Genomic DNA, 14596 nt, shown 5'->3' with positions numbered 1-14596 from the left:
TGAATGATGGAGGCAGTGTTGACATTAAAACCACAAGTAAAGGAATTTCTACAGTCCACGATCGGCTTGTATATTGACGGTGAATATGTGCAAGCTCAATCAGGTAAAGCATTGAATGTTTTAAATCCTGCTAATGAAGAGGTCATTGCGGTAGTAAGCGAAGCACAGGCAGAAGATATTGATCTTGCAGTAGAAGCTGCTCGAAAAGCATTTGATGGTGAATGGTCAACGATGGAGGCAGCTGAACGCTCCCGAATTATTTATAAATTGGCAGATTTACTAGAAGAACATCGTGAAGAGCTAGCACAGCTTGAATCATTAGACAATGGAAAACCATATAAAACTGCTCTTGCAGATGATGTGGATGGCACAGTTCAACATTTTCGTTATTATGCGGGCTGGGCAACAAAAATTACAGGCCAGACTGTACAAGTGTCGAAGGATTACTTGAATTACATTGTACATGAGCCCGTTGGAGTTGTAGGTCAAATTATTCCTTGGAATTTTCCTCTTGCCATGGCGGCATGGAAGCTTGGCTCAGCGTTAGCTGTAGGATGTACGGTTGTCATCAAACCTGCGGCTGAAACGCCATTGTCATTATTATATGTGGGGCAATTAATGAAACAAGCTGGTTTTCCGGACGGTGTGGTAAATATTGTACCAGGTACGGGAGAGGCGGGCGAAGCGATTGTTACTCATAAAGGTGTAGCAAAAGTAGCCTTCACTGGATCAACAAAGACAGGAATACACGTGATGAAAAAGGCTGCTGATGATGTGAAAAGTATAACATTAGAGCTTGGGGGGAAATCTCCTGCTATTGTGTTACAAGATGCAGATGTCGAGGAGGCAATAGAAGGAACATTTGCTGGGACGATGTACAATCATGGCCAAAACTGTAGCGCATGTACACGAGTATTTGTGCATAGTAGTCTATACAATCAATTTATTGAACGACTCGCAGAAAAGGCTAAAGCATTGAAGGTAGGGCCAGGTTTAGACCCAGAAACAGATATGGGTCCATTAGTGTCACAAAAGCAATTAAACACTGTTCTTTATTTTATCGAAAAAGGAAAAGAGGAGGGTGCTCGCTTAGTAGCTGGCGGTGATCGAGCACTGCCAAAGGGATATTTTGTCCAACCAACTATCTTTGCTGATGTACAGGACACGATGACAATTGCCCAAGAAGAGATTTTCGGACCTGTTATGTCCATTCTATCGTTTGAAACAGTAGATGAAGTAATTGCACGCGCTAATAATAGTAAGTATGGACTTGCTGCAAGCATTTGGACTGAAAATGTAAAGAAGGCACATTATATTGCTAGTAAACTACAAGCAGGGACAGTATGGATTAATGATTTTGGATTAGAATGGGAAACGATGCCATTTGGAGGTTACAAACAGTCAGGTATTGGTCGTGAAATGGGCGGTGAATATGGATTGTCCAATTACACTGAGGTGAAAAGTGTATTTGTTAATATGAAGCAATAATAGGTGAATTTGCATGAAAGAAGGAAAAGGAGCTATCTTCAATAGGTAGCTCCTTTTCTCGTTATTGAAAGGGTATTATTTTACGCCGTGCAGAGGACGGGATACTCATGTCCTCGCGGTATTTGGCTATGGTACGTCGAGATATTTCAATGCCTAAAGCAGCGTTAAAATATTCAGCTATTTTTTGATCAGAGAAGGGCTTAGCCTTATTTTCTGACTTGATATAGTCTGACAGCAAAGACTTCACCTTTACTTGTGACACACTCTGACCATTGGCTGTCGACAATTTAGAGCTGAATAATTCCTTTAATTCAAAGGTGCCAAAAGCAGTTTGTACATACTTATTTGTTGTAATACGACTTACCGTTGATTCGTGAACATCTATTTGGTCAGCAATTTCACGCAACGTAAGTGGTTGCATGGCGTCGAAGCCATCCAGAAAGAAATTTTTTTGCTTTTCAATAAGGGCCTTCATAATGTTGATCATTGTATTTCGACGTTGTTCAATGCTGTTCACTAGCCAGTGGTAGTCAGCTAAGTGTTTTTTAAAATAACTCTTTTCTGAGGAATGAGCTTTTATATAAGGAAAGTAGTCAGCGTGAATACTAATCTTTGGTAAATAATAATCGTTCAACGAAAAGGTAATCCCACCGTCAACAATATCAACAATAATATCTGGTATCGTCGTATGTACCAATTCCTGATAAAATAATGAGCTTAGTTTTGGCTGTAAAGATTGTATAAAAAGATAAATCATTTGTAAGTCATTTAGTGATATATCCAGCTCTTTTAATATTTTCTTCCAATTATTATGAGCAAGCTCTTCTAGATAATTAGAAATAATAGTATCGGCATGAGCAGGGCTGTTAGGACAATAAATAGTTTGTAATAGTAAACATTCCTTTAAATTACGTGCACCCATTCCTAAAGGACCAATCGTTTGTAATAAATGAATGCCCTTTTCTATTTCTAGGTCATTATAAGAAGTTTGTATAGGTTGCTCATAATAACCATTGTCATCTAAATGATAAATAATATGTTTTAAGAGCTGAATGTCCTTTTCATTATCAAATGTTAGCCTGACCTGCTGGAACAGCTCATCACGAATATTTTTTTCACATTTTGTAGAAAGATGCCAATTGTTATAGTGTCCGCTACTCGTTTTTGGAATCTGTAGGTGCTCTTTAAGTGTTGGTTCACTTAGTTCGATTAACGGATTAACGAGCTCTTGTTCACGTATATATTGTTCTAACTCCTGAGTTGAGTATTGGAGTAGCTCGATTGCCTGACGAAGTTGGGTAGACATAACGATTTGTAATTCTTGTGTTTGTTTAATAGAAAGTTGCATACTTAAACCTCGATTCTCTATCAATCTATCTAACTAACTTAGAAAAATATAGTGACAAGAAACTTTGACATGTGCAACGAAATGAATCATTAGCTTTCAATAATAAGCTCAAAATGTTGAAATGAATGGTTTTAAAAAGTGTAAAAAAAGTAAACATCTATAGGGTAAGTGTAAAGAAATTATAAAATAATGAGTTCTTTTGGCGAGTGTGTGATTATTTCAACACCATCTTTTGTAATGATGACATCATCCTCTATACGAACACCACCAACTTGTGGGACATAAATGCCTGGCTCTACAGTAAGCACCATATTCTCCTCTAAAACGTCTTCACAAACTGTCGACATGAAAATATTTTCGTGAATATCTAGACCGATGCCATGACCTGCTCCATGTCCGTAATTTTGCCCATAGCCTTTAGCTGTAATATAGTCACGTGTATAGCTATCTGCCTGTCGTCCAGTAATACCAGCCTTCATATTAGAAAGAGCGTGTTGCAAGGAGCCATAAACAATTTGATATATTTCTTTTAATTGTTCAGGGGGCTCGCCGACAGCAATAGTTCTTGTCATGTCAGAACGATAGCCTTCATAATAAGCGCCAAAATCAAGTGTAAGCATATCACCTTGCTTAATAGTTTTCGAAGACGCCACGCCATGTGGTAGAGCAGAGCGATGACCAGAAGCGACAATCATATCAAATGCAGCGCCAGTAGCACCATTTTTACGCATATGGGATTCCAGCTCATTGGCAATTTCGATTTCTGTAACACCAGGTTTAATGAATGTCAAAATATGCTTAAAGGCTTCATCTGAAATCCAAGCTGCTTTCTTAATAATTTCAATTTCCTCTGGTGTCTTAATCATACGTAAATCTTCCACAATTGTAGATAAAGGCTTTAATGTTGCTGTTAATTTATTTGCCATTAATTGATACGTGTAGTAAGTGACGTGATGTTGTTCAAAGCCAACAGTTTGAATGGATTCCTGTTCTAAAATTTCTTGAATCGTTTCATATAAACGGCTGCGATCAATTTCATGAACCTCAAATGCTTTACTTTGCTCTGTTGCTTGCTGTGTATAGCGGAAGTCCACCAATAAAAGTGCTCGTGTGTTAGTTACTACAACCGTTCCTGCACTTCCTGTAAATCCTGTTAAATAACGTCGGTTTTGAGCATTTGTAATAATCATTGCGCTTGTACCTTGTGCTTGTAGAGCATTTCGTAATTGTTCTAGTTTTGACATGTTGTCATTCCCCCTTTAATGAAAGTATAATGCAAAAACTGTGCCAATTTTTTAAAAAATAGAATCGGCATGGAAATTGCATAGATTTTTATAGTGCGATTTCTTTCGTGCAATAAAATTAAAGGGGTTTTGAGGATGGCTAAAAAAACAAAATGGCTTTTCGTATTGTTAGCATTAATGCTCGTTGTATTGGTCGGTTGTTACGGCAAAGATAACACCACTTCTGGAAATACTACAAATAGTAATGAAACAGACAATGTATCTTCTGATGGGGAAGATAATATTGCCGCACAGGAACTTCATTTAGTGGCAACAGGAGATTTAACGACGATGAGCTCTTTAGGGAGTGTAGATGCACTTGCTGTGACGGCAATGAACTCAGTATTTGAGGGATTATATCGTATAGGTCCTGAAAATACACCAATTCCAGGTATGGCAGAGTCACATGAAGTTTCTGAGGATGGTACAGTATATACATTTAAAATACGTAAAGATGCTGTGTGGAGTAATGGGACTCCAGTGACAGCACATGATTTTGAGTATGCATGGAAAAGAGCTATAAATCCCGAAACTCAAGCAATCTATTCATACTTAATGCTAGATATAAAAAATGCTGCCAATGTGCAAACAGAAGAAGATCCCCTTTATGGGAAGGTGGAGGAAATCGGTATTAAAGCAATAAATGATGAAACGTTAGAAGTGCAGCTAAATGCGCCGATCCCATACTTTATTAGCTTAACAACGTATGCACCGTTCTTCCCATTAAATAAAGAATTTACAGAGTCCCAAGGCGATCAATACGCGCTAGAAGCGGAAAATATGATCTATAATGGACCTTTCATGATGGAGTCTTGGCAACATGGGCAAGGATGGACGTTCGTCAAAAATGAAAGTTATTGGGATAAGGACACGGTAAAACTTACTAAAATCACGCAGAAAATAGTGAAAGATACGGCAACGGCTGTCAATCTCTATGAAGCTGGTGAAATAGACACTGCCGAGTTATCTAGTGAATATGTTGCTCAATATAAAGACAGTCCAGAGTATTCAACGTTTTTAAAGCCAAATACGTATTTTATTCGTATGAATCATGAAAATAAATATTTATCTAATCTAAACATTCGTAAAGCCATTGATATGGCATGGGACAAACAAGGATTCGCTGATGTGATATTACAGGATGGTTCCATTCCTGCCTACTATTTAGTACCTCAGGGATTATCAACAGATGACAAGGGAAATGATTTCCGTGATGGCAACGGCGATATGAATAAAACAAATATCGAGCTAGCGAAGGAAGCGTGGGCTACTGGCTTAAAGGAACTTGGTGTAGACCAAGTAAAGCTGGAGTTTTTAACATATGACCGTGCAGAATCTAAAAAAGCCGCTGAATTTATTAAAAACCAATTGGAGACGAACTTAGAAGGCTTAGAGCTAACAATTAATATGCAGCCAAATAAGCAAAAGCTTGCATTAGAAGGGGCTGTTGATTTTGATTTAGACTATGGTGGCTGGGGCCCTGACTATCAAGACCCTATGACATATATTGAATTATTTGAGTCAACGGCTTATTATAATCAATCTAACTATAAAAATGAAAAAGTTGATGCACTTATTAAACAAGCAAAAACTACCTCTAATGTTAGCGAGCGTTGGGAACTTATGCAGCAAGCCGAAAAATTAATGATGGAAGATGTAGCATTTGCCCCAACATTCCAAAAAGGGTTAAGTCGTTTGACAAAACCATATGTGAAAAACTTATATGAGCATCCATTCTCAGCTGACATAAGCTATAAATGGGTAGAAATTGTAAAATAAAAATGCTGTCCTCTTTTCTCGAGAGGACAGCATTTTTCATTTATAGATAGAAAACTATAGATAAAATGGCTGTCACGGAGCAGCCAAGTATACCTGCTAGTAGTAGCGGATAAGTGAAGGTATAGGACGGAGCATGAACATATTCTAAATCTCCATCTAATTCAAAGGCATAGACACCATTTTTAGTAACACGTGCAAAAAAGCGTTTAAAACTATAGGCGATACCATTAAAAAGCCCACCTTGTACAACAACCAATGAAGCACCTACAATTGTAGCAGTAAGGGATATAAGGAAAATATTATTAATTAGCGTTAAAAAAGTGATTGGTTGGTGGAGGAGCCAGGTATAGCTAAGGGAAACTATGATTATACAGCTAGCAAGTAAGAGGAAGGTCTTTAATTTCAACGTAATATACCTCCTTCTTGTGCTGAACGGTATTGGACAAGCTCCTCTTCTGTCAGCATAACAAAGTGACCAGGCCGTATCTCAACAAAGCTTTCACTTGCGGTATTTCGGTTAGCTTGATAGGTAGCTTCATTAAAAATAATGCGTTTGCGGTCTCGCTCTAGCTTAGGATCTGGTAATGGAATGGCCGATAATAATGATTTTGTATAAGGGTGTACGGGGTGATCATAGAGCTCTTGACTGTCCGCTAGCTCAACGATTTTCCCTCGATACATCACACCAATACGATTACTAATATACTTCACCATCGACAAATCATGTGCAATAAAAAGATAGGTCAACCCACGTTCTTGTTGTAACTTTTTTAGCAGATTCACTATTTGTGCCTGAATGGAAACGTCCAATGCAGAGATAGGCTCGTCTGCAATGATGAGTTCAGGTTCTACAGCTAGAGCACGTGCAATACCAATTCGCTGACGCTGGCCACCACTAAGTTCGTGAGGATAACGGTTTGCATACTCCTTTGTTAATCCGACTATGTTTAATAGCTCATATATTTTTGACTTCCATTCACTTTTAGGTACTTCATGAATGGCCAATCCTTCTGCAATAATATCCATTATCTTCATACGTGGATTGAGAGAAGAATAGGGATCTTGAAAAATCATTTGCACCTTGCTATTGAAGGCAAGCTTGTCTTTTTTTGTTTGATGGTCATTGATATTACGGCCATCAACGTGAATCTCACCACTAGTAATCGCATGGAGTCCAATAATGGAACGTCCCGTTGTCGATTTACCACATCCGGATTCTCCTACAAGACCAAAAATTTCTCCTTTATAAATATCGAAAGTAATGCCATCTACCGCTTTATTAACCGTGTTTTTACTTAAAGAAAAGTGCTGCTTAACCTCTTTTAATGATAAATATGGATGTTCTTTATCAAAGATAGTTGGTGCCTGACGCTTCTCTTGCTGTACTTGAGCAAGCTGTTGGTGAACCGGTACTATTTTCGGTGCGTGTTCATGCAATAACCAAGTGGCAGCGAAATGAGTGTCGCTGACCTGAAACATAGGTGGTTCCTCTATAAAGTCAATTTTTAAGGCATGTTTATTACGAGCTGCAAAGGCGTCACCAGTAGGGGGATGAAGTAGGTTTGGTGGCGTTCCAGGAATAGCATACAATGAATTTGTCTCAATATCTGGATTAGGCATGGCTGCGAGTAGCCCTTGTGTATAAGGGTGCTGACAATGATAAAATATTTCATCAACTAAGCCAATCTCAATGATTTTTCCAGCATACATCACGGCGACGCGATCTGCCATTTTAGCGACAACGCCTAAATCGTGGGTAATAAAGATAATGGATAAATTCATTTTTTGTTGTAGATTTTTTAATAATTCTAAAATCTGCGCTTGGATCGAAACATCTAGTGCTGTGGTAGGCTCATCAGCAATGATGATACGTGGCTCACAAGCAAGAGCCATGGCAATGACTATTCGCTGGCGCATACCTCCAGAAAATTGATGTGGGTACTGTTTATAGCGTTTATCAGCTTCTTTAATACCGACAAGTTGCAATAGTTCTATAACACGGTTAGTTATGTGTCGGCCACGTAAAGTCGTATGTTTTTTTATACTTTCTGCAATTTGGTGACCAATCGTCATCGTAGGGTTTAAGGCAGTCATTGGATCTTGAAAAATCATAGCGATTTCAGCTCCGCGTATTGCTCGAATTTCTTGCTCACTGGAAGATAAAATATCATGCCCGTTATAAAAAATGTGTCCGCTTTTTATCATTGTGGACTCGGTTGGATTAAGGCGAAGAAGGCTTTTCGAAGTAACAGATTTTCCAGAGCCAGACTCGCCTACAATGGCTAAGGTTTCACCTTCAAATAAATCAAATGATATATTGCGTACGGCTTGTACCTCACCATTGTACGTGTTGAAGGAAACACTTAAGTTTTTTACCTCTACTATTTTTTTCATTTAGAGCACCTTCCTATTTACGAGTTTTTGGATCGAATGCATCACGCAGTCCATCACCGAGTAAATTAAAGCTAATCATAATTAAACTAATGACAATAGATGAGACAATCATGCCATGTGGATAAATTCTTAATAATTTATATGAATCATTAACAATTGTCCCTAAAGAAGCGGTTGGTGGTTGTAGCCCTAGTCCAATAAAGCTTAATAAAGCCTCTGTGAAAATAGCACCTGGAATAGTAAATGTAGTCGCAACGATAATTGGTCCAAGCGTATTGGGAATTAAATGCTTCCATATGAGACGCTGGTTACTAGCACCAAGTGTTCGTGAAGCAAGCACATATTCATATGTTTTTAACTTCAGTATTTGTGCTCGAACAATTCGAGCCATACTAATCCATCCTACGATCACCATTGCAATCGTAATTGAAATAATGCCTGGCTTTAAAATAAGGATCAGAAGTATGTTCACAATTAGTCCGGGTATACCCACTAACACTTCAATAATACGTTGCATGATAGTATCTGTTCGACCACCATAAAATGCTGAAACAGCCCCATAAGCAACGCCTATAATGAGATCGATGGTTGCTGCTAAAAAAGCAATATAAAGAGAAATCCTTGTTCCTTCCCATACACGTGTCCATAGATCTCGTCCTAATTCATCTGTACCGAACCAAAAATATTCTTCAATCCCTTTCGCTTCATATTGGTCTATGCCTCGGCTATCGACACCATTTAAGCCTAAGAAAAAAATATTCTCAAGGACAGGAATTTTTGGCGGTAAATTGGTACGCGCAATATTTTGTTCGTCATAGCCGTGGCTATTCATAAAGGGCCCGAAAACGGCAAGTAATAGAACAATGATAATAGTACATAGCCCAACGATAGCTGCTTTATTTTTCCGCAGGCCACGCCATGCATCCTGCCAAAATGATTGCTCAGGACGATAGGTGAAATCATCTGTAATATCAGTTTGCGAGGCATATTCAAATAACTCCTTTGAAGGGCTCTTCGTTGTATCATCTGTCAGTTTTATGGTCATGCCTTATCGCCTCCTGTCACACGAATTCGGGGGTCAATCAATCCGTATAAAATATCAATGATTAAAATGACGGTTACAAATAACACCGCATAAAAAATAGTCGTTCCCATAATGAGCTGATAATCATTTGTAATAATTGAATTAACAAATTGCTCACCTAAACCTGGAATACTGAATACCTTTTCAATAACAAGTGAACCAGTAATAGTGTTTACGGTTAACGGACCAATAATAGTTACGATTGGGATCATGGCATTTCGAATCCCATGCTTTGTAATGATAATAGGCTTTGATAATCCTTTTGCTTTTGAGGTTAAAATGTATTCTTGACTAAGGACCTCTAGCATTTCGATACGCGTGAAACGAGCAATTGTAGCAATTACTCCAACAGCTAAAGCAATGGTTGGTAAAATGGAGTACTCAAAGCCATTCCAAAAGGCAATGGGTAACCAGCCCAATTTAACGCCAACCCAATACTGTAAAAAACCTGCAAAAACAAATGATGGAATGGATATGCCTAGTACGGCTAGTATTGTAGCGCCGTAGTCAATAATAGTGTTGTGTCTTAGAGCAGCTATAATGCCTAAAAAAAGTCCAATAATTGTACCTACTAGAATGGCTTGAAAGCCTAAAACAGCCGATGCACCAATACGTTCCTGAATAATCTTAGTCACTGGTCGATTATCAAAGACAAAAGAAACACCTAAATCTCCTTGTACAAGATTCGTTAAATAAATACCAAATTGCACAGGAACCGGCTTGTCTAATCCGTATTTTTTGTATAATAGCTCTTTTTGCGTCTCTGGAAGGCGTTCATCATTAAATGGTGAACCTGGCAAAGCCTTCATTAATAAAAATGACAGCAGGATAATAATAAAAAGCGTAATGATCATATAGCCAATTCGTGTAAATATGTACCGAACCATGGCACCAACCTCCTACTAAAAAGTGTGTTGAAACTATTAATTTATTTGCAAGATTGATGCCAATTGTTAGAAAAATAGGAGAAGAAAAAATATGAAAATATATATTGCATACCTTTTTCTTATATGATATATTTATAAATGTCTTAAAGAGGTCCCGTGGTGTAGCGGTTAACATGCCTGCCTGTCACGCAGGAGATCGCCGGTTCGATCCCGGTCGGGACCGCCATTTAAAATTGATATGTTCGCTCTTATGTACTGTTACAGTCATAAGAGCTTTTTTGTATTGAATGAGAATTTTCTTGCCGCATAGCCGTCAACCATAAAATTGATTCAAGCACTTATTTCAATTGTGAAAGTGTCACTTTATGAAGACCCAGTTCACTGGGTAGAAACATAGAGGTGAAAAGCTTTACATTTGGTGAAGGCTTTATGACCTACCTCCTATTGATTTTAACAAAATAACATCTATTGCCCTAAATGGCCCCACTACTGTCACTCGAAATACGCCCAATCCCAATGAAAGCACTTGTATTATTGAAATGAAACTAATGAATTGTATATATTTAACGTTATCTAAAGATAGTAAAAATTACCGATAAATGATGACGGTTTTATAAGGTAAAATGAGATATGTTTCTAAAATTAAAACGACGGGTAAAAATTAGAAGTAATTGGATTGGCTACGGAGGTGTTTATATGGGCAAAGACCATTTCTTAAACCATTTTTATTTACCTTTGCTTATTGGTTCCATGATTATGATGGTAGGCTGTGGAGATCCTATTATAGAGATTGAAGAAGCAAATACGTATCACTGGCAAAAAAATATGAACGAAGTAGAATTTGAGAAATTAAAAAATGATATGTCATATATTGAGGTAGTTGAGACAGCAGGTGGCGCAGGTAAAAAGGTGAAGAATAATGAATACCGTTGGAATGATGAAACTTTGTTGACTCAGGCTTATATAGTGAAATTTAAGGATGATAAATTAATTGCTAAAGAGATTATAGCTGTAAAAGGCCATTCCAATCGATAATTGTAAAATGTCTTTGTAAAAGAAGGCATCTCAACATGTAGACAAAAGCCATCGGGAAAATTCACTCTCGATGGTTTTTGTCCTTCTTATCACATTCACTGGAAAGCGTTCGCCCTTAGTAGAAATCAGTGGCTTTACTTTATTGCATTGTACTGTCTGACACGTCCTCTTAAGAGAAGTCGTGTTTTTGTTTTCATCGTGCCACCTAACTGCTGTTATTAAAAGAGCATTTTAACGAGCGCACTCAAAGCAAGTATAATGGTATTGGATGCTTTGAACATTTTGGCTAGTTTAGGTAAACTAGAGGTAATGTAGTGATGAGAGGAAAAAAGAATATGTATGAAATAATCATGAATTCAGTTGATGATACAGAACGTTTTGCCTGCAAACTTGCGAATAAACTAGAAGCTCAGGATACGATTACATTAGAAGGTGATCTAGGCGCGGGCAAGACGACATTTACGAAAGCCTTGGCGAAGGGGCTAGGGGTCAAACGAACAGTCAACAGTCCAACATTTACGATTATTAAGCAGTATGAGGGAAGAGTACCGTTTAATCATTTAGATGTATATAGGCTAGCAGAAAGTGATGAAGACCTTGGTTGGGATGAGCTGTTTTATGGAGATGCGGTATCAGTGGTTGAATGGGCGCATTTAATTGAACAGGATTTGCCACAGGATCGTCTAGCGATAGAGATTTACCGAATCGGAGAAAATGAACGACGCTTTGTGTTAATACCTCGTGGAGAACGCTATGAGGCACTATGTGAGGAGCTAATGAAATGATTTGGTTAGGAATAGAAACAGCAAATACACCACTTTCCATTGCAGTTGTAAAGGACGGCAAAGTAGTGGCCGAGATGGTACAAAATATAAAATTAACGCATTCTGCAGGTGCGATGCCAGCGATTGAAGAAATCCTGGCACGAATAGATGTAAAGCCGAATGACTTGGATGCGATTGCAGTATCTGAAGGACCAGGTTCTTATACAGGTGTCCGTATAGGTGTGACATTAGCAAAGACATTAGCATGGACATTACAGAAACCTTTAGTCGGCGTATCTAGTTTAAAAACATTAGCTGCCAACGCTGCCCTTTATAACGGGTTAATTTGTCCAATTTTTGATGCTAGAAGAGGCAATGTCTATACGGCAGTTTATCAAGGTGAGACATTAGAAGCACTTGTGGAGGATCATCATGCACATATTGATGATTTATTAGTGCGTTTAAAGGCATTAGAGCAACCTATTTTATTTGTAGGAACAGATGTTGATATATTTTGGGAGAATATTGTGCAAAAACTTGGTGATCATGCAGTACGTGCACCATTTAGTATTGACTTGCCACGCGCGATGGAAGTCATTCATCTAGCGATGAAAATGGAGTTACAAAGTGTCGAAGCTACCCATCACTTCGTTCCACAATATAAACGGATTGCCGAGGCTGAGGCGAACTGGCTGAAAGAACAGAAGGAGAAGGAACATGAGTAGGAATGTAACTTATCGAAAAATGGTTTCTGACGATGTGCCAGCAATTTATGAAATTGAATTGGCTTCATTTCCAGTACCATGGACGTTAGATTCCTTTTACTACGAAGTGCATGAAAATCAGTATGCGCATTATGTACTGGCTATAGATGAAGATGGTAGTATTATTGGTTTTTGTGGAATGTGGATGGTCATAGATGCAGCTCAAATAACAAATGTAGCTGTGATTGAGCAGGCTCGTGGCAGAGGGATAGGCGAAGGACTAATGCGTGAGGCGATGCATATAGCGCGTTTACATGGAATGGAAGTCATGACGCTTGAGGTACGTGTAACAAATGTAGTTGCACAAAATCTCTATCGCAAGCTTCATTTCCAAGATGGTGGTATACGGAAAGGCTATTATACTGATAACGGGGAGGATGCCCTTGTCATGTGGGTGAATTTATAATGAATAATGGATTGATATTAGCAATAGAATCGAGCTGTGATGAAACAGCTGCTGCAATTATTCGAAATGGTCATGAAATTGTTTCGAATGTTGTTGCTTCACAAATAGAAAGCCATAAGCGATTTGGTGGCGTAGTTCCTGAAATCGCTTCACGTCATCATGTTGAACAAATTACAGTGGTTATTGAGGAAGCATTAGCACAAGCGAATATAAAACCAGCTGAGTTAGAGGCTGTTGCCGTTACGGAGGGTCCAGGTTTAGTCGGTGCGTTGCTAATTGGCATAAACGCGGCTAAGGCTTTTGCATTTGCCAACAATTTACCGATTATCGGTGTACATCATATTGCAGGTCATATTTATGCCAATGCTCTTGTCCAGCCAATGGAGTTTCCATTATTGGCACTTGTTGTATCAGGTGGGCATACGGAGCTTGTTTATATGAAGGAACATGGCTCCTTTGAGGTTATCGGTGAAACAAGAGATGATGCAGCCGGTGAGGCATATGATAAAGTGGCACGAGTTTTAAATTTACCTTATCCAGGTGGCCCACGCATTGATCAGCTTGCTCATGAGGGTGAAGAGGCTGTTCCTTTTCCAAGAGTGTGGTTAGAGGAAGGGTCTTATGATTTTAGTTTTAGTGGCTTAAAATCAGCGGTCATCAATTATAAACATAATATGGATCAACGTGGCGAAGCTATTTTGCCAGCAGCCGTAGCAAAGGGCTTTCAGGAAAGTGTTGTCGAAGTACTAACCGCGAAAACATTGCGTGCCGCTCGCGAATATCAGGTGAAGCAGGTCATTGCAGCTGGTGGTGTAGCAGCCAATAAAGGCTTACGTGCTTCATTAGAGACAGTGTTCGCTGAGGAAGGAATTCCGTTTTTTGTACCACCACTCAAATTGTGTACAGATAATGCGGCAATGATTGGAGCAGTAGCGATGCCAATGTATGAAGCGGGTATCCGAGGAAACTTAATGATGAACGGTCGTCCAGGCATGGAGTTAAAATCCTGGGTGTAGTAGTAAATGAAGGAGGTATCTTATTGAAGATATCTCTTTTTTATTGTCGAAAATTTGTTGATAAAAAATGAATGTAGCGAAGAGAAGCGTCAAATGAAATGGTTTAATTGACAAATTTTTCGGAAAATTATCCACAGGTAATAGAGCGAACTAAATACCGAACACGCGTACTTATGCACAAATTGTTGATAACTTGTGCATAACTTGTGATTATTCAATATATAGTAGTATGTTTTACACGAGGTGATGTGGATAAAATAATTTTTAATTGTGGACAGTGTGGAAAACTCTGTTGATATGTTGGTATTACTAGATTTATGGTGTGAATAAAACTGTGGGCATTTTTTG

At 38.5% G+C, this 14596-nt stretch carries 13 protein-coding genes and 1 tRNA gene; 8 read left to right on the top strand and 6 right to left on the bottom strand.

The features are described 5' to 3' along the window. Window positions 1-6 precede the first annotated feature (6 nt). Window positions 7-1488, top strand: a complete 1482-nt coding sequence (locus tag MKX57_RS21535) for an aldehyde dehydrogenase family protein (protein WP_089987164.1) — start codon at window positions 7-9, stop codon at window positions 1486-1488. A gap of 61 nt (window positions 1489-1549) precedes the next feature. Here MKX57_RS21535 and rpoN read toward each other — a convergent pair whose 3' ends face one another. Next, window positions 1550-2836 carry an RNA polymerase factor sigma-54 gene (gene rpoN / locus MKX57_RS21530; protein WP_089987163.1) on the bottom strand — a complete coding sequence of 429 codons (1287 nt, stop codon included), beginning with the start codon at window positions 2834-2836 and terminating at the stop codon, window positions 1550-1552. Between the two features lie 179 nt (window positions 2837-3015). Next, complete coding sequence (locus MKX57_RS21525) at window positions 3016-4080, bottom strand: Xaa-Pro peptidase family protein (protein WP_239355479.1); 1065 nt, start codon at window positions 4078-4080, stop codon at window positions 3016-3018. Between the two features lie 135 nt (window positions 4081-4215). Between MKX57_RS21525 and MKX57_RS21520 the strand changes: the two genes are divergently transcribed. Beyond that, entirely contained in the window at window positions 4216-5898 is a 1683-nt protein-coding gene (locus tag MKX57_RS21520; RefSeq protein WP_096365780.1) for a peptide ABC transporter substrate-binding protein, read from the top strand. A gap of 40 nt (window positions 5899-5938) precedes the next feature. Here the strand turns inward: MKX57_RS21520 and MKX57_RS21515 are convergent, their stop codons facing one another. The 4 genes from MKX57_RS21515 to opp3b are packed head-to-tail and all read right to left on the bottom strand — an operon-like array spanning window position 5939 to window position 10263. Then, window positions 5939-6304, bottom strand: coding sequence for a DUF3899 domain-containing protein (locus MKX57_RS21515; RefSeq protein ID WP_216604819.1), 366 nt, complete (start codon window positions 6302-6304; stop codon window positions 5939-5941). After that, window positions 6301-8292, bottom strand: a complete 1992-nt coding sequence (locus MKX57_RS21510; protein WP_008177010.1) for an ABC transporter ATP-binding protein — start codon at window positions 8290-8292, stop codon at window positions 6301-6303. The genes MKX57_RS21515 and MKX57_RS21510 overlap by 4 nt, the downstream gene beginning before the upstream one ends. A 13-nt stretch (window positions 8293-8305) precedes the next feature. Then, window positions 8306-9337 carry an oligopeptide ABC transporter permease gene (gene opp3C / locus MKX57_RS21505; protein ID WP_342531021.1) on the bottom strand — a complete coding sequence of 344 codons (1032 nt, stop codon included), beginning with the start codon at window positions 9335-9337 and terminating at the stop codon, window positions 8306-8308. Next, on the bottom strand, window positions 9334-10263 hold the full coding sequence (gene opp3b, locus MKX57_RS21500) for an oligopeptide ABC transporter permease (protein ID WP_107922886.1): 930 nt from the start codon (window positions 10261-10263) through the stop codon (window positions 9334-9336). Before opp3b ends, opp3C begins: the two co-directional genes overlap by 4 nt. 150 nt (window positions 10264-10413) lie before the next feature. Here opp3b and MKX57_RS21495 point away from each other — a divergent pair. The 6 genes from MKX57_RS21495 to tsaD all read left to right on the top strand — a co-directional run bounded on the left by MKX57_RS21495 (window position 10414) and on the right by tsaD (window position 14248). Next, window positions 10414-10489 (top strand) — tRNA-Asp (locus MKX57_RS21495). 470 nt (window positions 10490-10959) lie between these two features. Next, window positions 10960-11298: a hypothetical protein gene (locus tag MKX57_RS21490; RefSeq protein ID WP_043990233.1), complete on the top strand. Its 339-nt coding sequence runs from the start codon at window positions 10960-10962 to the stop codon at window positions 11296-11298. A 335-nt stretch (window positions 11299-11633) separates the two neighbouring features. Beyond that, window positions 11634-12083 (top strand): tRNA (adenosine(37)-N6)-threonylcarbamoyltransferase complex ATPase subunit type 1 TsaE, encoded by a 450-nt coding sequence (gene tsaE / locus MKX57_RS21485; RefSeq protein ID WP_043990256.1) that lies wholly within the window; start codon window positions 11634-11636, stop codon window positions 12081-12083. Then, window positions 12080-12787, top strand: a complete 708-nt coding sequence (tsaB, locus tag MKX57_RS21480) for a tRNA (adenosine(37)-N6)-threonylcarbamoyltransferase complex dimerization subunit type 1 TsaB (protein WP_089987158.1) — start codon at window positions 12080-12082, stop codon at window positions 12785-12787. The genes tsaE and tsaB overlap by 4 nt, the downstream gene beginning before the upstream one ends. Continuing rightward, complete coding sequence (rimI, locus tag MKX57_RS21475; RefSeq protein WP_342531015.1) at window positions 12780-13232, top strand: ribosomal protein S18-alanine N-acetyltransferase; 453 nt, start codon at window positions 12780-12782, stop codon at window positions 13230-13232. The genes tsaB and rimI overlap by 8 nt, the downstream gene beginning before the upstream one ends. Further along, on the top strand, window positions 13232-14248 hold the full coding sequence (gene tsaD, locus MKX57_RS21470) for a tRNA (adenosine(37)-N6)-threonylcarbamoyltransferase complex transferase subunit TsaD (RefSeq protein ID WP_342550593.1): 1017 nt from the start codon (window positions 13232-13234) through the stop codon (window positions 14246-14248). Before rimI ends, tsaD begins: the two co-directional genes overlap by 1 nt. Window positions 14249-14596: the final 348 nt, after the last annotated feature.

It is taken from the genome of Lysinibacillus sp. FSL M8-0216 (genome assembly GCF_038595555.1).
GTDB lineage: Bacteria > Bacillota > Bacilli > Bacillales_A > Planococcaceae > Lysinibacillus > Lysinibacillus fusiformis.
The sequence above is the reverse complement of the archived record's forward strand: the minus strand, read 5'-3'. Positions and strand labels throughout refer to the sequence as shown.